The sequence below is a fragment of the Bacteroides sp. MSB163 genome, from assembly GCF_036416795.1.
In the GTDB taxonomy this organism is placed as follows: Bacteria; Bacteroidota; Bacteroidia; order Bacteroidales; family Bacteroidaceae; genus Bacteroides; species Bacteroides maternus.
Window position 1 is genome coordinate 303,682 of the sequence record NZ_CP143867.1, and the last position, 22,872, is coordinate 326,553.

Sequence of the window (22,872 nt, forward strand, 5' to 3'; positions counted from 1 at the left end):
ACAATCGGTAAATACAGAACATTGGTAATTAAAGAATTAGCTCATCCGCTGCAGTTGGTTCAGGTCCCATTTCAAATTCCAGCACCCCACCCTTCACAATCTCATCATGCGTTATCCACAGGCGGTTCAATTTCTTGCCGTTCAATGATACCGACTGGATATAGATGTTCTGAGGCGAGTTATTACGCGCTATGATTTTGAAATTCTTACCGGAGTAAAAATGTGTATCCAGTTTTATCTCTACGCTTTCGAAGACAGGGCTGGTAATCTCATAACGGGGATTTCCCGGACAAACCGGATGAATGCCCATAGCCGCCAATACATACCATGCCGACATCTGCCCTACATCTTCGTTTCCGCACAATCCCAGAACATCATCACCATAAGCTTTATCACAGATCTTTCTCGTCCATTTCTGTGTCAGCCACGGGCAGGAAGAGTAATTGAAAAGGAATGGTACATGATGGTTCGGTTCATTAGGATGATTATAATAATCATTCCACAAAAAATCTTCCGGAACATTGGCAAAGAACTCTTCCAGTTCCGCATCAAACTTCTTTTGGCCTCCCATCAGAGCTTTCATTCCGTCAATATCATGAGGGACAAACCAACCTTGTTGGAAAGGATTGCTTTCCGTAGTACCTTGATCCTGTGCCGTACGACTTTGCCAAGGCAACCAGCCTCCACCCTTCACGCGGGCACGAAACCACTGCACACTGTCGCACCACACATTCCGGTAAGCTTTGGCACGCTTTTCATATTCAGCCGCTTCTTTCTTTTTGCCTAAGGAACTCATGAGTTGTCCTAAGCACCAATCCGTATAAGCATACTCCAAAGTATGGGAAAGACTGCCGGGAGTATATCCCAGGTCTCCATTACCAAACTGCTTTTGTGTATTCGCAGCATACTCAACGGCTTTCTGTACATCATACTCCCGGATCCCCTTTTCATAGGCATCCGCCAGTACCGAGATAGCGGGATTTCCCAACATACAGCCAGAATATGCATTCACTACTTCCCAACGCGGATAATACTCCGTACCACTTAACTGGGCAATCTGGATCAAAGAGTTTATCTCATCATTCACCAATCGGGGATTAATCAATGTTTGCAATGGGAACTGACTACGGAATACATCCCAACCACTAAATACTGTACGATAAGTAAAATTCTTCGTCTGGTGAATCTTCTTATCCGCACCTATATATCGGCCGTCACAATCAGAGAAGCAACGTGGATCGATCATTGTATGATACAAAGAGGTATAAAAGATAGTCTTATCCCTTTCGCTTCCCTCAACCTTCACTGAAGAGAGTGCCTGATTCCACAGATTACGTGTATTTTCTTTTACCCGCTCAAAATTCCAGTCTGGAATGTCCTGTTCCAGATTGCGCTGGGCACCTTCCATGCTGACAAACGATATACCACACTTCAGTTGAACCTGTTCGTCTTTCCGGGTAGGAAACTCTGTATAAAAGCCCAAGTGCTTTCCCTGTGCTTTCCCGGGAGCAGATATGATCCGGGCATCCTTAATATAGCTGAAATAGGCCGGATTATCATTGGCTTCATTCTTTCTGCTAACGCCCTCAGGAATAGAAGCACTCCAAACACCGTATTCCGTCAATGGGCGATCAAAACAGCAATAAAAGTAAACGGTATAATCAGATTTACCCGAGCCGTTTCCCCAACCTCCACAAGCGGGTGTACATTTCATCCATCCCCGAATCGTATATTCGTCTACTTTTTCCACATACTGTTCATCAGATGTGCCACCAATTCTACGGGCCAGATCGATCTGGATACGTGACTTTTCCGACTCCGGATATGTGAAACGCAGAATCCCCGAACGAGGAGCGGATGTCAGTTCCACCTTCACCTGATAATCTTGTAAATATACCGAATAGTATCCGGCCTGCGTAATCTCCGTATCATGGGAATATCTGGAACGGTAACCTTCCTCCGGTTTATTTTCAGTACCCTTGAATGTTTGTAATGGCCCGGTAGTAGGCATTACCAGAAAGTTTCCGAAATCACCATACCAGCCAATACCGCTTAAATGCGTAAAACTAAATCCTTCGATAGTAGAATGATGCCACGAATATCCGGGGCCATTATCGCCACCGGTTTTAGTGTCCGGACTCAACTGTACAAGTCCAAAAGGAGTACAACTTCCCGGAAAGGTTTTTCCCAACCCATGCCCCGATTTTCCGGCCTCTGCCGAAGTTGAAGCACCAATTATCGTATTAACATAATCCACCGGCTCTTTTTGAGCAAATGACAGAGTAGAAAAAGAAATTAATAAGGCAGATAGCCAACTACCATATTTCATAGAATAATAAAATTTGAATAAGTTACCGAATATGTTTTTTGATTAACGGATATAATATTTCCGCATAGCGCATAAAACCCAGATCTGTAAAATGGATACCATCAACAGTAGCCTCACCATCGTACCCGATAATGTCCTTTGAAGAAAGAAGATAGATATTCTTCTCACCCCTTTTCTTCATTGACTGAAAAATAGTCGCAATCGTTTCATTTTTAGCATTCACTTCCCTTGCAACCTTTTTATCAAAACGGGAATGAGTAAAAATAGGATCTTCTACAAAAAGGATAGGAGTATCGGGATGTTTGCTGCGGACGATAGAGTAGAATTTCTCCGTCCGTTCTTTCATCTGTTCTACTGTGGCATTAGGAAGGAAATCAAGCACGAACATGGAAGCATCAACCGTAGCTATAAGTTCTGCAATCTCCAGATCGAGCAAAGCATTACCGCTAAATCCTAAATTGATACATTCACGATTGAGCCAACGTTCCAGAATATTTGTATGGGCCATTCCGGGACGGGAAGCACAACCACCCTGCAAAATACTGGTCCCATAAAAGACAACGGGCTTCTCACGCACCGGCAAATCAACAGTAGGCTGATCAAGGGTCGAAAGGCTATCCACACCGATGGCCAATGAGGTGACCCCGTCATACAAAGAGAGATATAAAAGATATTCCCGTTCTTCAGGATCCATATTCTTCACGATAGTAGCTTCATTTACCTTTCCCTGAGGACGCCCGCTACCGGCAAAAACCCACTTACCATCTTGCAGACAATAAAGATCCAATCCTTTGATTCCGGTAGGAGTCATGTGGTTCATGCTTCTGTTATCCCTCACTTCCCACTTTGCCCCAATGCATGTAGAGTTGGAACGGAAGCGCAAAGCAAGTCCGGCACTATTGCGTCCTAAATCCCAAAGCGGTTTGCGGGAAACTGATTCCAAAGAAGCCGGAAGGCGTTCATAACGGGTAAGAGTAGCATCCGTTGCCTTGCCCAACAAGGGGAAAACGGAAGCATCGCGATAAAGAAGTTGGGCCTGAGTGGACGCAGCCAGCAACAATCCCAAAATAAAAACTCTGATTCTCATGATTAGTAGATATTAAGATGATTCAAAGGTACACTGAAAAACTGCATTTATAAACAGTTTCACATCAATTAACAGGTAATAGACCTCCTATTATGGCTCCACAGCTCTTTTGAGTGCATTCACACTTATTAACCGTCTGGAGTTTGCTTTATTACGAAATATTCGTAGATTTGTATCGAATTCATTTTAATACTTTATTTCCATGGAAAAGTTGACTATACAAGAAGAAGAAGCAATGATTTACATCTGGGAATTGGGCAGTTGCTTCGTAAAAGACATTGTTGCCAAATATCCCCAACCGGCACCTCCCTACACTACCGTGGCTTCCATCATTAAAAACCTGGAACGCAAACAGTATGTTACAGCCGCTCGCGTAGGGAATACATATCAATACACACCTGCCATTCGTGAAAGCGAATACAAGCGTACCTTCATGAGCGGCTTCGTGCGTAACTACTTTGAAAATTCTTATAAGGAAATGGTTTCTTTCTTTGCCAAAGAGCAAAAGATTTCAACTAAAGACCTGAAAGATATAATAGATATGATTGAAAAAAGATAAACATAAAAAAGAATCGCATGAAATACTATTTTTCTTTATTAGCTTGTCTGGTAAGTTTCATTGCTCACGCACAGACTACTTACTCCTATAGAGTAGAAGGAGAATTGACAGATAATTCATTTAATGGAAAAATGTTATACATCATGCGATATGATGACAATCACTATATTGATAGTACCCGAGTTGAAAATCAGAAGTTTGCATTTGAGGGACGAACTGCAATCCCCTCGTTTTGTCGAATCGATGCAGGACGCAACTATGCCAACTTTATTTTGGATGAAGGAACTATAAAGGTTAATCTATATACCCATGTTCCTACGGGTACAAAACTAAATGAAGCTTTCAATAAGACGATAGCTACAGTCGACAGTATCCGAAAAAAAGGATTCGCGCATCTGGCAGAACTAAAAAAAGAAAAGCCGAATGCAGAAGACTGGCAGCTGGTATGGGCAGAATATTATGAGCAAAAAATCCGCCCATCACTCCTTGGATATCTGAAACAACAAATTATATCCAACAAGGATAATGGTGTGGGAGAATATGCCTTCAGAGATTATAGTATGGCATGTAGTACCGATGAAATGGATGCTCTTCAGACAGAAATAGGCAATTGGCTGAATTCTTTAAAAACAGTACAGGCAATAAAAGCACGTTTCGAAGCGCTAAAGAGAACTGCAGTAGGCAAACCGTTTGTCGATATAGCCGGTGAAAACACAGAAGGTAAAGAAACACGGTTGTCAGATTTTGTAGGCAAAGGTAATTATGTTCTTGTTGATATGTGGGCAAGCTGGTGTGCTCCATGCCGGGAAGAAATACCCAATTTAGCAGAAATCTACAATACATATAAAGACAAAGGCCTGGTTATATTAGGTATTGCAACCTGGGATAAAAAAGACAGAATCATTAAAGCGATAGGAGATCTGAATATGACATGGCCACAGCTACTGGACACCCAACAAAAAGTAATGGAACTTTATGGTGTCAATGGTATCCCGCATATTATTTTATTTGCCCCGGATGGCACTATTGTTGCCCGCAATCTCAGGGGAGATGGAATGAAGCAGAAAGTGGCTGAGATTATGAAAGGCGAATAATAATAAAATAAATAAAGATGTTAGCTTATTTTCTAAAAATCAATGTAGCCATTGCGCTATTTTATGCGTTTTATCGGCTATTTTTCTATAAAGACACGTTCTTTACGTGGCGCAGGGCCGCTTTGCTCTGCTTCTTTGCCGTTTCTGCCGTTTATCCGCTGCTGAATATACAGACATGGATTACGGAACAGCAGCCTATGGTAGCCATGGCAGATTTATACGCTGACATCGTTTTACCGGAATTTACGATAACACCGGAACAGGTAACTTCCGACTGGAAAACCCTCCTGCCCCAAACGGTCGGTTTTGCTTATTGGGGAATGGTAATTGTATTAGCGATCCGCTTCCTCATACAGTTGGCTGGGATTATCCGTTTAGCTTTCCGTTGCCGGAAAGCAAAGATAGAAAATACGAATGTACATCTGCTCAGACAAGCAAGCGGACCTTTTTCCTTCTTTCACTGGATTTTTATCCATCCGACTTCACATACAGAAGATGAACTAAGCGAAATATTAACCCACGAACAAACTCATGCCAACCAATGGCATTCCATTGATGTACTTGTCAGTGAGATTGTATGTATATTTTGCTGGTTCAATCCTTTTGCCTGGCTCATGAAACGGGAAATCCGCACCAATCTGGAATATCTGGCGGACAACCGCGTACTGGAAACCGGACATGACTCTAAAGCCTATCAGTATCACCTGTTAGGATTATCACACCATAAGGCTGCAGCAACTATCTATAACAGTTTTAATGTATTACCTTTAAAAAAACGCATCAAAATGATGAACAAAAAGAGAACCCGAGAAATAGGGAGAACTAAATACCTTATGTTTCTCCCCTTGGCAGCCTTACTTATGATAATCAGCAATATCGAAGCCGTGGCCCGTACCACGAAAGAGATGGCAAAAGATGTCATAGAAGCTGTAGAAGAGAATCTGGCGTCCAATTCAACAACGCCGGAGATGGAAGTTGCTACTGAAACGGCACCGCTGGAAACACCGGTACCGCAACAGGATAAAGACAAACTTATGAACTACAAAGGAGTAGTAGTGGATAAAGACGGAAAAGCAGTGGAAGGCGCTGAGTTTTTCATTGATGAAGACCACAAACTACCACAAGGTCAATCGTATGTCACGGGAAAGAACGGTAATTTTTCTTTCAAAGCATTCGAAAATGCTAAAATGATAGTAATTTGGAAAAAAGATGGAAAAATGATGGGAGTACCCGTGGCTGTCAACAAAGAAAACAACTCCAACATGAAGATTGTCATGGATAGGGAATGGCTAAATCCGCCAGCCGATGATCCTGATAATCCTGTATTTGAAGTAGTGGAACAAATGCCTGAATTTCCGGATGGCGGCATGTCAGGCCTGATGCAATTTTTATCGAAAAACATCAGATATCCGGTAAATGCACAGAAAAATGGTACGCAAGGACGCGTTACTGTACAATTTGTTGTAAATGCAGACGGAAGCATCTCCAACATAGGGATTATCCGTGGAGTAGACCCGGAATTGGATGGTGAAGCGGTACGCGTTATCAGCACAATGCCAAATTGGAAGCCGGGTATGCAAAAAGGAAAAGCTGTACGGGTGAAATATACAGTTCCTGTCATGTTCCGCTTATCGGATGATGGTCAAAAAGAGGAGTATAAGCCTATAGCTAAAATTGATGAAACTGTTGTCGTGGGATATGGTTCCAAACAAGTCCCTGCAGAGGAAGACCCGGTTTTTGAGGTGGTTGAAAACATGCCTGAATTTCCCGGTGGTATGGGAGGACTGATGCAATATCTGTCTAAGAATATCAAATATCCGGTAGAGGCACAAAAAGCAGGAATCCAAGGACGAGTTATAATGCAAGTCATCATTGATAAGAACGGCAATGTAACCAATCCTAAAGTTACCCAGCCCGTAGACCCCTTATTGGATACAGAAGCAATTCGCGTCACCGCAAGTATGCCTAAATGGAAACCCGGTACACAAAGAGGAATGCCGGTCAATGTAAAATATACATTCCCTATCGTATTCAGATTGCAATAAAACAATCTCTTTTCAACATTAATTCTCTCTCACATAAAGATTATCTGCAATGTCCTACTCCTGATTTTTAACAGCACAATCAGGAGTAGGATGCAGATAACCATTTATTTATGCATCTTCACTACTTCCGTTGGTGCCATCTCCACATTCCGCTTATCTACCTGGCGAACCACGCTTGCCGCTAATTGCAGGAAAGCGCGTCCGGTCACGGTATTCTCGTCAAGTGCTACCGGAGTACCCTTATCTCCACTTTCGCAAATGCTTTGTACGATAGGAATTTGCCCCAACAAAGGCACATTCATTTCTTCCGCCAGATTCTTTGCACCTTCCTTTCCAAAGATATAGTATTTATTCTCCGGAAGTTCGGCAGGTGTAAACCAGGCCATATTCTCTACCAAACCGAGAATAGGCACATTCACCTTATCATTGATAAACATGTTGATACCTTTGCGGGCATCTGCCAACGCCACAGCCTGCGGTGTGCTGACCACGATAGCTCCTGTCAGTGCCAATGTCTGAACCACTGTCAGGTGAATATCACTCGTTCCGGGAGGAAGGTCGATTAAGAAATAGTCAAGCTCTCCCCAATTCGCATCCCCTATCAGCTGTTTCAAGGCATTGCTTGCCATACCGCCACGCCACAACGTAGCCTGGTCAGGATCAACGAAGAAACCAATAGAAAGCAATTTGATACCATACTTCTCAACTGGTACAATCAAATCACGACCGTCTACATGCTCAGCATAAGGACGCGCATCCTCCACCTGAAACATCTTCGGCATGGATGGTCCGAAAATATCGGCATCCAACAAACCAACCTTATAGCCTAACTTCGCCAAAGATACCGCGAGGTTAGCAGCTACCGTTGACTTACCTACGCCACCCTTACCGGAAGAAACACCGATAATATTCTTCACCTGAGACAGCAGCTTGCCTGGTTCGGGACGTGCCGCTTGTTTGCTTTCCGTAGTAATGGCTATTTCTACCTCATCAGATACATACGTATGAATAGCCGTTTCCGCCGCCTTTATTACAGATTTCATGAAAGGATCGGTCGGTTTCTCAAATATCAGTGAGAAACTAACTTTCATCCCATCAATACGTAAATTATCGGCAACCATTTCCGCCTCAACCAGATTCTTTCCGGTACCGGGATATCGCACTGTGGCCAGTGCATCTAAAATTAGTTTAGGATAAAGTGTCATTACTTTTTTTTATTTTGAAGTTTGCAGCCCGCTCCGCTTACTGCGGTTATAACTGCGATACTCATCTAACTCTATTTCCACATCGGGTTCGTGCAGTTCACCTTCCTTCGGCAGATGGAACTTGATATACTTGATGTTCAATCCACGGTCCAACCACTGTTGCTCGTAATAGGTTTTGATGCTGAGAATTTCATCAGCCATGCCGGAGTGATACAGATCTTCTGTCAGCACATCCACCGGAAGATGATTTTCCTCGATCATGCAACGGGTATAAGTGAACATAAAGTTACTATCTGTCTTGAGATGAACAATACCATCCGGTCTTAGGAATTTACGATAACGTTCCATGAAATAAGTAGAAGTAAGGCGCTTGGTAGCTTTCTTCATCTGTGGATCGGAGAAAGTCAACCAGATTTCACTCACTTCATTTTCCGAGAAAAAGCGGTCGATTATTTCAATGTTCGTACGCAAAAAGGCAACATTCTTCATGCCTGCCTGTAATGACTCCGTAGCACCGGACCACATACGGGAACCTTTAATATCCACTCCGATAAAATTCTTATCAGGAAACAATCGTCCCAGCCCGACGGTATATTCACCACGTCCGCAACCTAATTCCAAAACAATGGGACGGTCATTCCCGAAGAATGACTCGTTCCATTTTCCTTTCATCTCAAAGGGCACGTTATCTACTGCTGAATAAGGATATTCGAACACATGCGGATAACTTGCCATATCGGCAAACTTCGCTAACTTACCTTTGCTCATGCGTTATTCCACAATGGTTACCCAGCCATGCGTGTCAGGTTCGTCACCATATTGGATTCCACGCAGCTTGTTGTACAACTTAGTGCAGATAGGTCCCGGTTTACCATCTTTGGCTATCACATAAGAATGTCCATTCTCAGGGTCATCAATGCGTTCAATCGGGCTGATAACAGCAGCAGTTCCGCAAGCACCGGCTTCTTCAAAAGTCGTAAGTTCTTCTTCAGCCACCGGACGGCGTTCTACCTTCATACCCATGTCTTCGGCCAACTGCATCAAGCTCTTATTGGTAATGGATGGCAGAATGGAAGTAGACAGAGGTGTAATATAAGTATTATCTTTTATTCCAAAGAAGTTGGCAGCGCCACACTCGTCAATGTATTTCTTCTCCTTTGCATCCAGATAGAATTCTGCAGAATAACCGGCAGCATGAGCTTCCTGACTGGCACGCAAACTGGCAGCATAATTACCGCCAACCTTATAAATACCAGTTCCAAGCGGAGCAGCACGGTCATACTTACGTGTAATGACATAGGGAGTAGCAGCAAAACCGCCTTTAAAGTACGGACCTACCGGAGTAACAAATATCAGGAACATATATTCATTGGAAGGACGTACCCCCACCTGTGCTCCGGTTCCAATCAGCAACGGACGGATATAAAGGGAAGCACCGCTCTCATAAGGCGGGATAAAGCGTTCGTTCATTTTCACCGCTGTCAGCACAGCTTCTTTGAAACGTTCTGTCGGCAGTTCTGCCATCATGATGCCACGACACGTAGACTGCAAGCGGGCAGCATTCTCTTCCAAACGGAAAATACGCACCTTACCATCTTTGCCACGGAATGCCTTTAAGCCTTCAAACGCTTCCTGTCCATAATGCAGACAGGTAGCTGCCATGTGCAGATTGATAAGTTCGCTACTGCTGATTTCAAGTTTTCCCCACTCACCTTCGCGGAAATTAATTCTCACATTGTAATCTGTCTTCATGTATCCGAATGACAGATTAGACCAATCTATTTCTTTCATATCTCAAAGTATTAGTAATCTCATTACGTACATTCTGCAACAAATTTAGTCTTTATTCTTCACTTTCCCGCTTCTCCGACAGTAATTTTTCGATTTCCTTGTCAGCTTTGGTCAATTTATCGCTGCAAAACGCAATAATCTCATTCGCTTCCTTTATTTTTTCGGCAAGCGCATCAATTTCCAATTCATTATTGTCTATTTGACGGACAATCTTCTCCAAGCGCTCCATGGCTTGGGAATAGGTTTCTTTTTTCTTTGAAGTAGGCATAGGAGTATTTATGATTTATGAATTACGATTGAGGTTGCTTCGCCCCGGTAAAAACGGGTGAGTATTTCATCATTCTCATTCAGAGAAGCGGCATCTTTTACAGCTTTTCCATCTTTCAGAGTGATGCTATAGCCACGGGCAAGCATCTTTTCGGGTGAAGCATCAGTCAAGCGTTGCTGTAACAGTTCCAGACGATGACGTTGGCGCGAAAGGGAAGACGTAACTGCCTGGGAAATATCTCTCCGGGCAGCCAGCAGAGTCAACTTAGCATCAGAGATACGGCGTACAACGGCAGAGGGAATACGGTTCCTGTATAAATTCAATTTACGATGCTCTTCCGTCAGACGGGAAAGGACGCTTTCGTGTAAACGGCTGGCAAGAACTTCCAGCCCATCGGCAGCAAGATCCATACAATCAATAAGATATTCGGCAGCGGCTGTCGGAGTTTTCACACGAGTGTGCGCCACGGAATCGAGCACTGTATCATCTCTTTCATGTCCTATTCCGGTAATTATGGGCAGCGGGAATTGGGCACACGCGGCAGCAAGCAAATACGTATCAAAACCGGAAAGATCGGAAGTAGCTCCACCTCCACGGATGATGACTACGGCATCAAAATCATTCTGACGATTTAAAATAAGATCCAAAGCTGACAATACGGACTCTTCTACACGGTCGCCTTGCATCAAAGCAGGAAATAGCTCCGTATAGAAGAAAAAGCCACGGGGATTATTCTGCAACTGATGGCAAAAATCACCATAACCGGCAGCCGTAGGGGAAGAAATTACGGCAATACGTTGCGGTAAATCGGGCATATCCAACTCTTTATTCAAAGTAAGCACACCTTCTTCTTCCAGTTGCTTCAGTATTTCCCGACGACGACGTGCCATATCTCCTAACGTATAAGTAGGATCGATATCCTGCACAGTCAGACTATAGCCATAAAGCTCGTGAAAGCTAACAGTAACCTGAACCAGCACCTTAATACCGGAAACAAAAGCCTGCCCTGTTGCTTCTTCGAAATAAGGTTTCAGCAGCCGATAGACATTCGACCAGATAGTACCGCGAGCCTTTGCAACCAAACCATTGCTACGGGGGTCTTTCTGAATAAATTCCAGATAGCAATGCCCGGTACTGTTCGTTCGCACATCACTCAACTCTGCCTGTACCCAATATTCATCAGGCAGGCATTGTTCAAGACTGCGGCGCACCAAAGCATTAAGTTCCAGTAAAGATAACGCTTCCATATTGTTCAGCTACGAGTGACAAGCCACCAGCTACAAGTGACGAACTACGAGTAGCAGCTTGTAATCAGTTATTTATTATTTGATTTATAATCATTGTATGCCTTCCACATATCAGGTACTCCATATCCGTAGATATTATCCGGGAAACCGGCACGGTCACCGGATCGGCGCACCAACTCAATCACTTCTTTTGCCGTCAACGTCGGGCAAGCCTGCCACAAACAAGTCACCATACCGCACATGATAGGTGAAGAAAAAGAAGTACCGTTAGCCCGTCCCTGATTACCATCCGTACGGATCACATCCGATCCAACCCCTACCGCAACCACATCCGGCTTCACACGATGATCCGCTGTATTACCTACGGAAGAAAAAGTAGCCAGCACAGCTCTCTTGTCAATCGCTCCTACCGTCAACACATTATCAGCATCTCCCGGAGGAGTGATCTTTTTCCAGGAACCCGCACCGGAGTTGCCGGCACTGCACACCAGTATCATTCCTTTATCTGCAATATGGGAAGCCTGGCGTGACATCAATGCATGACGTCCATCCAGATCGCGATATTTATAATTCTTCGATTTATCATCAAACGAGTAGTATCCCAAAGATGTATTGATTACATCCACTCCCACACTATCGGCAAATTCAACCGCAGCCGACCAATAATCCTGTTCTACCAGGTGTTCCGAATATTCATCCTCACTGCGAAGCAACCAGAAAGAAGCTTCGGGCGCCGTACCCGTCATAATATCAGGTCGGTTCATACCTATACAGGACAGTACGCTCATCCCATGGCTGCTTTCCGCAAAGATATCAGCCTGTTGGTTTACAAAATCCTTTGTACCGAGAATACGGATATTCTGCATAGCAGTAATCTTATCGACATTATGGAATCCGGCATCAATAACCGCAATTGTCATACCCTGCCCTTTGAAACCCGCTTCGTGTAATTTGTCACCGTTGCTCATCTGAATCTGAGTGATAGCACGTCCGTAAATGCTATCCGGATGTATCGTTGGTTGATTTAGTACAGAATCACGTTCCGTTGCCATTGATGGTTTGCCAGCACCGGGAGAAATCCAGACCTTCTCTGTTGAAAGCACAAAAGGCAGTGCCGCTATGCGATCAATCAGAGTCGTATCGTTACATGACACCGTTACAAAATTGTTCCATTTTCCGACCACCACAATATTAACCCCCTGCTTACGAATCTCATCTATATATTTGTGGCAAACCGGGAGATCTGTAGAATCAATGGGAAGATTCTGCTTCTTGCGACGTTCAATCGCTTTTTCAGACAGGAATTTTTCCGGCTGTTTCAATGAATACTCTGTGGCGGCCTTGTCTTTCAGGCTAATACGATACTTCAAGGTATCTTGCTGCGCCGATACTCCTGCCACTAAGAGGGCGAAAGCTAAAAAGGAAAACAGTTTTCTCATTATCACTTATGTCTATTATTTCATTTTTGACTTTATTTGACTAACAAATATTTTTGTTCCGGGTGATTGGGCTTCTGCGGATATTTCAGTTTTAGAATTCCTTGTTCCAGCAATGGTAGCAGATAGGCTTTTCTGAAATGTACCCTATTTTTAAAACCAAGTTCTTCCTGCAAGGAAATTGCCGTATATTCATCAGCCTTCGTATACAATGAATAGAATGTTTCCATAAGGTCTTGGGTTTTGAAAACCTGAAGAGCTTGAGTGGTAGCTTGAGTGGCAGCTTGAGTGGTAGCTTGTTTCCTTGGCATCGTAACCCAAAGCCCGCCCATAGAAAAGTCAAACGAAGGTTGCTCAAGCTCTGCCAACTGAAACCCTGTTACTATTTTGTTTATACCTCTTCCCCATGCTTCTATAAAACCCGCCTTAAAAAAGATATCAGCAATGTTCTTGTTGTAAGGTCGCGACGGATGCTTTTCCAAGAACATTTCTATCGTCAAGTCTTCGGGAAGGCAGCCTTCATTCCACAGCATAAGTTTATCTTCATATACACTTAATTGTATAGGAGCACCCGTATAGTCTTTATGAATGATTGCGTTAAAAATAGCTTCGCACAATGCTTCTTCCGGTATTTCTAACTCTTCAATCCTTTGCAACCCTTCATACCGGATATAAGAACGTAAATATTTAGACTTCAATAAAGACATGACTTTATCACCCATTTGCAGAATATTTCCTTCTACAATATCCTGAAATAACAATTCAGAATCATCCTCTCCAAATCTCCCTATTTTAAATTGCACCATTGGAAAAAAGCGGGAAGGTGTCTTTGCAAAAAGCAATAACGCCGCATTCTTTAGTCTCCCATTATCAGCCAATAATCCCAGATTTAAGAAAGTAGAATGAATATCATCATACTCTAAATTACCCGGAAGGCGCCCGGATACCGAAGCCTTTTTAAAAAAATAGTCAACCGCCTCTCTATTTATATCCTCAAATGTAGCCCAATCACAAGGAAAGTCATCCCATGTGCGCCCTAAGCGCTTCAATAAGAAGTTCTGCAAAGCATATCCCTTCAACTCTTGTTTTGTACTACCACTACGATAATGATAAGTACCTTTATAAGAAATAGGAACATTCGACGGATAAACCGATATTTCTATGTATTCCAGCTCATCCTTACGCAATAGATTCACATCAGCAACATTCCCCAGAAAATTCACAATTTTATTGGGAATATCCTCCAATAACCTTTTTGTATCAGACGTTCCAACCACCTGACCACTATCGGAGACCCCTATATAGATTTTCCCTCCCGAAGCATTGGCAAAGCCACATATCCATTTCAGATATTCGTCACGCCAACTTTGCTTATATTCTATGTTCTGACTTTCTGCCATAATTCTAATTATTTTCTGCAATCACCAGCCCAATTCCCCGCTGCGAAGCAATAAACGAACCGCCCACTACCCGCCTACCTACATAAAACACCGCAGACTGCCCGGGTGCAATAGCCGATGCTTCGGACAAGAAATGTACGAACAGCCGCCCGTCTTCCAGCCTTTTCACCGTGCAGGGAATCGGTTTGCTGCGATAGCGGATACGTACCGTCAAGTCAGGAGCCAAGAAGAATTCCTGTTCATCGATGATGTTATCCTGTTCGGCCAGCATATATTCAGTCCGCAATTGTTCGGCATCGCCCAGCATCACTGTATTCTTCTGCGGATTTATCTTCAGCACATAAGCCGGTTTGCCCAAAGCTATTTCCAGACCTTTCCGCTGTCCGATGGTATAATAAGGAAAACCTTTATGTTCGCCCAACTTCACCCCTTCGGAATTGACAAACCATCCGGAACCGATTTCACGGTCTATTTCAGGAGAATGTTCGCGCAGGAAGTCCCGATAATTACCCTTGATGAAACATACCTCCATGCTCTCTCCTTCTTCCGCCTTCAACTGATAGCCTCTCCCGCGCAAATACTCCCGTACTTGCAACTTCGTATAGATGCCCAGCGGAAAAATGCAACGTCTCAGCACATCCTGCCCCAGTCGCCAAAGGAAATAAGACTGGTCTTTCTTATCATCGTCTCCGGCCACTATATATATATTCCCATTTTTTTCTTCCAGACGGCTGTAATGTCCGGTAGAGATAAATGCGCAACCTAGTTTGTCCGCCCACTCTGTGAGTATGCGGAATTTAAACGTAGGATTACACATCACGCACGGATTGGGTGTCCGCCCCTGGCAATATTCATCAATAAAGTTCTGCACAATTACTTTGCGAAAAGCCTCACGTTCATCAACCACATGGTGTTCGATACCCATACTGTCGGCAAGTTGCCGGGCTTCCACAGGTTCGTCTCCCCACACCCACATGGTTAGTCCAACTATCTCATATCCTTGTTCTTTCAACATCAGACAAGTGGCGGTGCTGTCTATACCGCCGCTCATGCCTACCAATACTCGCTTCTCCGGTCTGTTCATTTTAGGATGTTCATTCAATTAGCTTACAAAAATAGATGATTTCGGGGAGAAGAAACAGAAAAGGCATACCTTTTTCACATGACTTCACATCATTCTCTTTGTTTCTCCCTACCTCTCCGTACTTTTATAGCTACGAAAAATTTACGAGTTGTAAACAAACGTATCTTCGCAAACAGCCATGTAACAAAAATGCAATACACATGAAACAGAAACATAACACGTATGTCCGACCTTTGCCGCCATAAATTAATCGGCTACAACTAATGGTTATGAAGAAAAGCGCACTCATGTTGCTCATTGTTCTGCTGCCACTGGCAGCAAAATCCCAAAATCCGTATCGCAACGAGGACGGAAAGAAGATCGACAAAGAAAAACTGGAAACAAAGGATTACCTGCCGGAAATACATGGTACTATCCGCACTAAGTTTGAGTATCAGACAGAAATGGCCGCCAGCCGTTTCGAAGTACGCAACGCGCGTATCAGCATTACGGGTAACGTCTTACCCATAGTAGCATATAAAGCCGAAATCGACCTTTCGGATGAAGGACAAATCAAGATGCTGGATGCTTACGCCCGCCTCTTCCCCGTAAAAGACGTAACTGTAACCGCAGGGCAAATGCGTGTGCCGTTCACCATCGACGCACACCGTTCGCCGCATCAGCAATATTTCGCCAACCGTTCATTTATAGCGAAACAAGTCGGTAATGTTCGTGACGTTGGCGTCACATTGGGATATAAATTCGGAACCGAAATACCCGTTACATTAGAGGGCGGTCTCTACAATGGTTCGGGACTGACCAACCAAAAGGAATGGCACAAAGAAGTAAATTATTCAGCCAAAGCACAGTTCCTGCTTGCCAAGAAGCTAAACCTGGCTTTAAGCATACAGAGCATTCAGCCGCAAGATGTACGGATAAACTCTTATGACATCGGTGCTTTCTATGAATTCGGCCGCTTCCACATTGAAGGGGAGTACCTGTACAAAACATACGCGGACAATGCTTACGATAATGTGCATGCCGTAAACAGTTTCATCAACTACGACTTACCACTGCGAAAAGTATTCAACAAAATGTCTTTCCTGGTACGCTATGACATGATGACCAGCCAAAGCGACGGAAAGACCATTGATGAAGGAACCGGTGCCTTAACCACTACTGACTATAAGCGACATCGCATAACCGGCGGTATCACTTTTAGCCTCAGCAAAGCATTCCGCACAGACCTCCGACTGAATTTCGAGAAATACTTTTATGCCAAAAACAGCATTGCCAAAGAGTCAGAGCAGGATAAAATTGTGTTGGAACTGATGGTGCGGTTCTAAACATATCGAACGAAATCCCGGGGTGCCGTCATAGCACCTCTTTCTTCAATCAGCTTCATACTTTTATAATTTAATTACGCGGAATTTCACGCAACAAACAAAAGAAAATCCGTGAAATTCCGCATCTAAATGTTGAACGGGATAAAAACAGTTTCAACAATTCTGTTCCTACTTGAAAAGCAATTGCACCATGTGATACAGGCTTCTGCGCCAAGTCAGGAATTCGTGAGCCGTATCAGGAGATACGAAAGAGGTTGCATTGAATCCGGCAGCCTTAAGCTCATCCACAGCTTTGGTCACGCCGGCAGGATTTTCCTTACTTCCACAACTGATAAAGATGGATTCCACCTGCTTTTTATCCTTGATGTCTCCCGGCGTATAGGTACCACCGCTCAACAGTCCATAGTAATTGAATACCTCCGGACGGCGCAGGGTAATCAGTTTCGTCTCAAAGCCGCCCATCGATAGTCCCGCCATTGCGCGGTGCTTCTTGTCGGCCTGCGTACGGAAATTGCTATCGATATAAGGTATCAGTTCGTCCACCAATACCGTTTCAAACTCCTTGGCCGTAAATTCTCTGATACGTCCGAATTTCACATCATTCGTCATGCCATACGTCATTACGATGATGAACGGTTCAATCTTGCCTTCGGCAATCAGGTTATCCATAATCAGATTCGCATGTCCCTGGTTGGACCATGCCGTCTCATCTTCTCCCCATCCGTGTTGTAGATAGAGAACCGGATATTTCTTCTTATCCTTTCCATAAGCAGGCGGTGTATAAACAAATGCACGACGATGGGTATCCGTACTCTTGGAATAAAAATAAACCTGTTGAACATTTCCATGGGGCACTTGCTTCATGGCATAGAAATCCTCATCATGAGCCGGAATCTCAATACCGCTTTCCCATCGGCAAGAGCCGTAATAATTCTTGGCGCCCGGGTCATTGAACACACCACCGTCTATAGTCAGATGGTAATAATGGAATCCCTCATCCATGGGACCATCCGTAGTACCTGTCCATACGCCTTCTTTATCTTTACGAAGCACCGTACCGCCACGGCCGCCCAGTCCGAGGCTGACAATGACGGACTTAGCTTGAGGAGCCACCACACGGAAACGGGCGTATCCCTGCGAGTTGACCATCGGATACTGCTGTCCGGGCTGATTGAGAACGGAAGGGCGGAAATCTTCTTTCACCACGGCATTGTCTAATGCAGGATCAAAGTCTTTAATGAGGTTGTAGACGCGTTTCGCCTTGTAGTTTTCATCGTATGGCAACGGATAGTTACGTGCGCCAAGCCATGAATCATGATCGGAGAGATTCCAAAAGGTGACGTTGTCTACCACGTCCTTATGCTTGCGAAGCACCCGGAAGAGGCGTGTGTACTGGTCTTCCTGAAGTGTTTTCACCACCTGACTGATATCGGCGCCGTCACGGCTGAAGTTGAGTTGACCTCCCATTTCCTCGTTGGCGCGAATGTCCAGCTCGGTAATGTGGATGTGCTTCACGATGGTGGAGTATTTGGTAAGAGCGGCATCTACATCTTCCATACTCGGACCGTAGATATTATAGTGTCCCTGCATGCCGATACCATCAATGGGCACGCCTTCTTCCTTCATTGATTTCACCATATTGTAAATGCGATCGCGCTTGGCTGGATCGGCGGCATTGTAGTCATTATAGAAAAGGAGGACATCGGGATCGGCCTCCCGGGCATAAATGAAGGCCTTCTTAATGAACTCGTCACCCGCTATCTGGTAGAGGGCTGAATTACGGTAGGGACTCGGTTTCTGTCCCTCGCCTCTGCGTCCGCCCTGCCAACCTCCGTCAGAGATGGCTTCATTCACCACATCCCAGGCATAAATGATATCTTTATAGCGCTGCACAATGGCGGTGATATGCTGTTTCATGTTTTTGTACAAGGTTTCTTTGGATACCAGTTCTCCTTTATCGTCACGGTACATCCACTCTCCTATTTGCGCATGCCACATCAAGCAGTGTCCGCGGAGCTTGATTCCGTTGGTGCGGCAGAAGTCGGCGATTTTGTCGGCATTCTCCCAGTTGAACTTTCCGTTGGCGGGCTCGGTGGGTTGGGGCTTCATGTCGTTTTCCGCCGTAATACTGTTGAAGTCTTTTTTGATGATGGCAATCTGTTCGGGATTTGCGATGTTACGCATATTCACAGCCACACCGATTGAGAAGTAATCCTTATAGGCATCCTTCAGTCCCGTTTCGCTGTTTTGTGCAAACCCGATATTCACGTTCATGGCAATCGCCAATGCACAAAAGGAAAATTTGAATAAGTGTTTCATTTGATAATTAATTAAAAGGTTTTTCATTGCATATCGCTTACTAATTGGAAATGGCTACAAAAGAATGCTTTTTTTAGAGAGGATCCTCATATCTGTGTTACAAGTTCTTTCGCTTATGTTACTTCTTTTAATAAAAATGTGTATTGTAGCTGATAAGTACATCACCCTAATTAATTTATACTACGTTCAGGATGACGGATAGTGAAAATAATTAATTCCGTCCGGTTCGGTACAGGATACCGAATATATTAATCAAATACCCTGTCAGGCATACGATGGGAGCTACCCTTATACGCAATCCACTGAATATATCAGGGTTGTAGGCGGCGGAGGTACTCCCCTCGCCGCTCATGAACAGATATCCCACTATGATTATGACCGAACCAATTAGCAGAATCACATAATTTCTCCTGCCAAATACCGTTTCTTTCTCTTTCCGCTTCATTATTTTCAATCCCATATTCTGTTTTATTTTTAGTTCTTGTAACTCATGTTTGGAGCAAATAGTGCATATTTATCTTCAAACCGACTGTTACTCTCTTTATATCTCTTTTCATCGACCTTCTTCAGGAGTTCATTGCATTGGCTCCATTGCCAAAATTTATAGATACAATCGTTGTGGACCATTTCCATACGGTTCCCCTTTAATGAAAAAGCCCAGTTGATATAATCTTCCGCTTCGGCTATCAAATGCTCTGTCAGTGTTATCGCTTTCATCTTTTCGCCCAATGCGGCATAGGCTGTTGCTATGCTATAAGAACCGCTTTCATACGTTTCGGGAACATTATATCCCGGAACAGCCTGTTCCGCATAGGCAAGTACTTTCTTTGCACGCGCAGGGTCTCCTTGTATTATTAGTTCTTTAGCCAGTTGCGCGAAAAGCCTGCGATGATACCAACACGTACGCAGGGTTGTTTCATCCAGATAGAGTCCCGGAGTATTCAGCCCGCCATATTTATATCTGTTCATTACATTGTCATAAAGCCTTTCCACATCTACTGCATAAAGCCTGTTTTCGTCGGCATCCCCCCACTTCTTATAGTCAAAAGGTGTAAAGCGGAATGCTAATCCTTCCTGCACAAAGTAATTGTCAAACTTCAGTTTACTAACACTCCCTACGGAGATTGCAAGGTAAAGCGGACGTTCCCAATTACAGTTAGCCAGTATCTCCAGCATCAGTAAATCTACTTTGTTCAGCATACGTATATCTTTTAAAGGAATATAAAGTTTGTCCGGTATCGCATCTTTCAGTTCTTCCCCTTTCAAACGCCGGATTGCTTCAGGAAGCATGATTCCCGAACGGAGCAGCGCATCCTTATCAATGTGGATATTTATCGTATCCGTAGGAATTACATTAAATTCCTGTCTCTCTGAGAATATCCAATATTTCAAGATATTTTTTACTTCAAACGGGTCTTCTCCAAAGCTGTCACGTGCTTCCTCCGGATGTTTCCGGTACAATTCCTCTATTTGTTTTTTCAGTTCCGGGCGTACGACCACATATTCGTTTTTACCTTCCTGATACTGATTCTTATTCCAACTTATAGGCAGTCCGGGAGCATCATACAACGGACATTGCTGCTGATAAATATACCAATCTGTCTGCGCGTAACTCAGGTTACAGACACGTGCATCCCTGCGCACTTCCTCCGTATCCTGATTATACCACAATGGGAAAGTATCATTATCCCCGTTACAAAAGATAATCGGATTTCCCGCATCGGGAAGAGTCATCAGATAGTTAGCCCCAAAGTCGCGACAAGTGAAACGGGCACTCCGGTCATGGTCATCCCACGTCTGAGTGGCCATTTGCACCGGAATCAATAAACAGATTGTCATTAATACACTGACTTGTACCGTAGAAGTCGTTTTCCGGCGAAGCGCATCACACAATCCGGCAGCACCTATCCCTATCCAGATAGCAAAAGCATAGAACGAACCGGCGTATGCATAGTCCCGTTCGCGCGGCTGACCGGGTGTTTGATTCAGATAAAGCACAATAGCCAGTCCTGTCATAAAGAAGAGGAAAAACAGTACACTAAATTGTTGTTTGCCTTTCTTACTGCGGTTCCATTGCCAATAGATACCGAACAGTCCTAATAATAGTGGCAATCCATAAAATACATTGTGCCCTTTGTTCTGGCGCAGGGATTCCGGCAACAAGCTCTGGTCTCCCAATCTTAAATTATCCAACCATGAAATTCCTGTTATCCAGTTCCCATGTTCCGGTTCGCCACTTCCTTGCACATCGTTCTGCCGTCCTACAAAGTTCCACAAGAAATAGCGCCAATACATATAGTTGAGTTGATAGGTAATGAAATAAGTCAGGTTTTCTTTTTGTGTGGGAGTGGCCTCGTTTCCTCCTGTCCAATTTTTGTAAGAAGAAGCCATGCGCTCACTCCACATCCGGGGAAACAGCATATTCTGAGTGTAGCACACATCTTCTTTATGCCGGATTATTTTATATTTGCCTTCTTCTTTATCCGGGCGATATACAGCACTCCCCTTTGTGGTTTTTACTCTGTAATAGTCACCCTCGGGCACATATTCCGGTTCGGAAGCGTAGGTTTTTCCATAAAGCAGAGGAGCACTTTCATACTGCTCGCGGTTCAGATAACTTTTGAGCGTAAAAATATTGTCCGGCGCATTCTCATTAAGCGGAGTATTGGCGTTGGCACGAATCAGTATCACCGCATAGGTGGTATAGCCTACGGTGAGCATAAGCAAGCACCATAAAGAAGTATGCAACATACGTTTTCGGAAACGATAAATGGCTCCCGCCAGTACGAAAAATGTTAAAGCTAAAAAGCTTATCAGCCCTGTGTGGAAAGGAAGCCCGAATACATTGACAAAAAGCAACTCGAACCAGCCTCCTATGTCAGCCATGCCCGGAATATAAACAAAAAGAATAAATATAATGAGAAGACCTGATATGGCAATTGCCGCAGCTACTCCTTTAAGCGATATCGTCCGATATTTCTGATAATAGAAAACCAACACAATGGCCGGGATACAGAGCAAATTAAGCAAATGCACTCCGATTGACAGCCCGATGATATAAGCTATCAGGATAAGCCAACGGTCGCCATATACCGAATCCGATTCATCTTGCCAGCGAAGAATCATCCAAAATACCAGTGCCGTAAGGAAAGAAGAAAAGGCATAGACTTCACCTTCTACCGCACTGAACCAGAATGTGTCACTGAATGTATATGCCAAGGCTCCAACAAAGCCTGCCCCCAAAATGATGATAACATCCGCCGTTGATAAATTCTGCCCATCATTTATTATCAGGAATCTTAGTAACCGGGTGATACTCCAGAAAAGAAATAAGATACAACCGGCACTCAGCAACGCATTCAGAAAATTAACCATCCAGGACACTTGTGACGGGTCGGAAGCAAACTGAGTAAACAAGTTTCCAACAAGCATATAGAAAGGCGCCCCCGGTGGATGCCCCACTTGTAACTTTTCGGCACACGAGATAAATTCGGGACAGTCCCAAAAACTGACAGTAGGTTCAATCGTCATTCCATATACAAAAGCTGCTATCACAAAGACAATCCACCCACTAAAATCATTCCACTTTTTAAATAATAAGTTGCTCATTGTTCTATAACTTTTTTGTTTGCAAAGTTATAGAACAGGCCTATAAAAGAGAAGAAATTTACCGGACGAGCACG

17 protein-coding genes are annotated in these 22,872 nt (G+C 43.9%); 4 read left to right on the plus strand and 13 right to left on the minus strand.

Translation table 11 applies throughout. The features are described from left to right. Nucleotides 1-28: 28 nt before the first annotated feature. Both VYM24_RS01060 and VYM24_RS01065 read right to left on the minus strand, forming a co-directional pair. Nucleotides 29-2,329: a GH92 family glycosyl hydrolase gene (locus tag VYM24_RS01060; RefSeq protein ID WP_330941249.1), complete on the minus strand. Its 2,301-nt coding sequence runs from the start codon at nucleotides 2,327-2,329 to the stop codon at nucleotides 29-31. 22 nt (nucleotides 2,330-2,351) lie between these two features. Further along, complete coding sequence (locus tag VYM24_RS01065) at nucleotides 2,352-3,416, minus strand: SGNH/GDSL hydrolase family protein (protein ID WP_330941250.1); 1,065 nt, start codon at nucleotides 3,414-3,416, stop codon at nucleotides 2,352-2,354. A 202-nt stretch (nucleotides 3,417-3,618) separates the two neighbouring features. Here VYM24_RS01065 and VYM24_RS01070 point away from each other — a divergent pair, with 202 nt between their 5' ends. The 3 genes from VYM24_RS01070 to VYM24_RS01080 are packed head-to-tail and all read left to right on the plus strand — an operon-like array spanning nucleotide 3,619 to nucleotide 7,114. Then, nucleotides 3,619-3,975, plus strand: a complete 357-nt coding sequence (locus tag VYM24_RS01070; RefSeq protein WP_007210515.1) for a BlaI/MecI/CopY family transcriptional regulator — start codon at nucleotides 3,619-3,621, stop codon at nucleotides 3,973-3,975. A 17-nt stretch (nucleotides 3,976-3,992) separates the two neighbouring features. Beyond that, entirely contained in the window at nucleotides 3,993-5,069 is a 1,077-nt protein-coding gene (locus VYM24_RS01075) for a TlpA disulfide reductase family protein (protein ID WP_330941251.1), read from the plus strand. Nucleotides 5,070-5,086: 17 nt separating this feature from the next. Then, the gene (locus VYM24_RS01080) at nucleotides 5,087-7,114 is read left to right on the plus strand and encodes a M56 family metallopeptidase (RefSeq protein WP_299097076.1); all 2,028 of its coding nucleotides are present in this window, start codon (nucleotides 5,087-5,089) and stop codon (nucleotides 7,112-7,114) included. Between the two features lie 104 nt (nucleotides 7,115-7,218). Here VYM24_RS01080 and VYM24_RS01085 read toward each other — a convergent pair whose 3' ends face one another. The 8 genes from VYM24_RS01085 to mnmA form a co-directional block, all read right to left on the minus strand. Beyond that, the gene (locus VYM24_RS01085; protein ID WP_299097072.1) at nucleotides 7,219-8,319 is read right to left on the minus strand and encodes an Mrp/NBP35 family ATP-binding protein; all 1,101 of its coding nucleotides are present in this window, start codon (nucleotides 8,317-8,319) and stop codon (nucleotides 7,219-7,221) included. A 9-nt stretch (nucleotides 8,320-8,328) separates the two neighbouring features. Continuing rightward, entirely contained in the window at nucleotides 8,329-9,087 is a 759-nt protein-coding gene (trmB, locus tag VYM24_RS01090; protein WP_299097069.1) for a tRNA (guanosine(46)-N7)-methyltransferase TrmB, read from the minus strand. A 3-nt stretch (nucleotides 9,088-9,090) separates the two neighbouring features. Then, nucleotides 9,091-10,110 carry a branched-chain amino acid aminotransferase gene (locus VYM24_RS01095; RefSeq protein ID WP_299097067.1) on the minus strand — a complete coding sequence of 340 codons (1,020 nt, stop codon included), beginning with the start codon at nucleotides 10,108-10,110 and terminating at the stop codon, nucleotides 9,091-9,093. A 52-nt stretch (nucleotides 10,111-10,162) separates the two neighbouring features. Further along, nucleotides 10,163-10,378, minus strand: coding sequence for an exodeoxyribonuclease VII small subunit (xseB, locus tag VYM24_RS01100; RefSeq protein ID WP_044269476.1), 216 nt, complete (start codon nucleotides 10,376-10,378; stop codon nucleotides 10,163-10,165). A gap of 8 nt (nucleotides 10,379-10,386) precedes the next feature. Next, nucleotides 10,387-11,625, minus strand: a complete 1,239-nt coding sequence (xseA, locus tag VYM24_RS01105; RefSeq protein ID WP_330941252.1) for an exodeoxyribonuclease VII large subunit — start codon at nucleotides 11,623-11,625, stop codon at nucleotides 10,387-10,389. A 68-nt stretch (nucleotides 11,626-11,693) separates the two neighbouring features. Beyond that, nucleotides 11,694-13,064: a S8 family peptidase gene (locus tag VYM24_RS01110; protein ID WP_330941253.1), complete on the minus strand. Its 1,371-nt coding sequence runs from the start codon at nucleotides 13,062-13,064 to the stop codon at nucleotides 11,694-11,696. Nucleotides 13,065-13,096: 32 nt separating this feature from the next. Beyond that, on the minus strand, nucleotides 13,097-14,461 hold the full coding sequence (locus tag VYM24_RS01115; RefSeq protein ID WP_330941254.1) for an RNA-binding domain-containing protein: 1,365 nt from the start codon (nucleotides 14,459-14,461) through the stop codon (nucleotides 13,097-13,099). Between the two features lie 4 nt (nucleotides 14,462-14,465). Further along, complete coding sequence (mnmA, locus tag VYM24_RS01120; RefSeq protein WP_330941255.1) at nucleotides 14,466-15,545, minus strand: tRNA 2-thiouridine(34) synthase MnmA; 1,080 nt, start codon at nucleotides 15,543-15,545, stop codon at nucleotides 14,466-14,468. Between the two features lie 269 nt (nucleotides 15,546-15,814). On the opposite strand from mnmA, the gene VYM24_RS01125 reads away from it, so the two are divergent. After that, entirely contained in the window at nucleotides 15,815-16,870 is a 1,056-nt protein-coding gene (locus tag VYM24_RS01125) for a porin (protein WP_330941256.1), read from the plus strand. A gap of 168 nt (nucleotides 16,871-17,038) precedes the next feature. Here the strand turns inward: VYM24_RS01125 and xyn10D/fae1 are convergent, their stop codons facing one another. The 3 genes from xyn10D/fae1 to VYM24_RS01140 form a co-directional block, all read right to left on the minus strand. Continuing rightward, on the minus strand, nucleotides 17,039-19,189 hold the full coding sequence (gene xyn10D/fae1, locus VYM24_RS01130) for a bifunctional endo-1,4-beta-xylanase/feruloyl esterase (protein ID WP_330941257.1): 2,151 nt from the start codon (nucleotides 19,187-19,189) through the stop codon (nucleotides 17,039-17,041). Nucleotides 19,190-19,400: 211 nt separating this feature from the next. After that, nucleotides 19,401-19,649, minus strand: a complete 249-nt coding sequence (locus VYM24_RS01135; protein ID WP_330941258.1) for a DUF3098 domain-containing protein — start codon at nucleotides 19,647-19,649, stop codon at nucleotides 19,401-19,403. Nucleotides 19,650-19,663: 14 nt separating this feature from the next. Then, the gene (locus VYM24_RS01140) at nucleotides 19,664-22,798 is read right to left on the minus strand and encodes a glycosyltransferase family 117 protein (RefSeq protein ID WP_330941259.1); all 3,135 of its coding nucleotides are present in this window, start codon (nucleotides 22,796-22,798) and stop codon (nucleotides 19,664-19,666) included. Nucleotides 22,799-22,872 lie beyond the last annotated feature (74 nt).

Excerpts from the sequence above, each read along its gene's own strand:
- VYM24_RS01060 (WP_330941249.1), bottom strand. The coding sequence starts at position 2,329 with ATGAAATATGGTAGTTGGCTATCTGCCTTATTAATTTCTTTTTCTACT.
- VYM24_RS01065 (WP_330941250.1), bottom strand. The coding sequence starts at position 3,416 with ATGAGAATCAGAGTTTTTATTTTGGGATTGTTGCTGGCTGCGTCCACT.
- VYM24_RS01070 (WP_007210515.1), top strand. The coding sequence starts at position 3,619 with ATGGAAAAGTTGACTATACAAGAAGAAGAAGCAATGATTTACATCTGG.
- VYM24_RS01075 (WP_330941251.1), top strand. The coding sequence starts at position 3,993 with ATGAAATACTATTTTTCTTTATTAGCTTGTCTGGTAAGTTTCATTGCT.
- VYM24_RS01080 (WP_299097076.1), top strand. The coding sequence starts at position 5,087 with ATGTTAGCTTATTTTCTAAAAATCAATGTAGCCATTGCGCTATTTTAT.
- VYM24_RS01085 (WP_299097072.1), bottom strand. The coding sequence starts at position 8,319 with ATGACACTTTATCCTAAACTAATTTTAGATGCACTGGCCACAGTGCGA.
- trmB (WP_299097069.1), bottom strand. The coding sequence starts at position 9,087 with ATGAGCAAAGGTAAGTTAGCGAAGTTTGCCGATATGGCAAGTTATCCG.
- VYM24_RS01095 (WP_299097067.1), bottom strand. The coding sequence starts at position 10,110 with ATGAAAGAAATAGATTGGTCTAATCTGTCATTCGGATACATGAAGACA.
- xseB (WP_044269476.1), bottom strand. The coding sequence starts at position 10,378 with ATGCCTACTTCAAAGAAAAAAGAAACCTATTCCCAAGCCATGGAGCGC.
- xseA (WP_330941252.1), bottom strand. The coding sequence starts at position 11,625 with ATGGAAGCGTTATCTTTACTGGAACTTAATGCTTTGGTGCGCCGCAGT.
- VYM24_RS01110 (WP_330941253.1), bottom strand. The coding sequence starts at position 13,064 with ATGAGAAAACTGTTTTCCTTTTTAGCTTTCGCCCTCTTAGTGGCAGGA.
- VYM24_RS01115 (WP_330941254.1), bottom strand. The coding sequence starts at position 14,461 with ATGGCAGAAAGTCAGAACATAGAATATAAGCAAAGTTGGCGTGACGAA.
- mnmA (WP_330941255.1), bottom strand. The coding sequence starts at position 15,545 with ATGAACAGACCGGAGAAGCGAGTATTGGTAGGCATGAGCGGCGGTATA.
- VYM24_RS01125 (WP_330941256.1), top strand. The coding sequence starts at position 15,815 with ATGAAGAAAAGCGCACTCATGTTGCTCATTGTTCTGCTGCCACTGGCA.
- xyn10D/fae1 (WP_330941257.1), bottom strand. The coding sequence starts at position 19,189 with ATGAAACACTTATTCAAATTTTCCTTTTGTGCATTGGCGATTGCCATG.
- VYM24_RS01135 (WP_330941258.1), bottom strand. The coding sequence starts at position 19,649 with ATGGGATTGAAAATAATGAAGCGGAAAGAGAAAGAAACGGTATTTGGC.
- VYM24_RS01140 (WP_330941259.1), bottom strand. The coding sequence starts at position 22,798 with ATGAGCAACTTATTATTTAAAAAGTGGAATGATTTTAGTGGGTGGATT.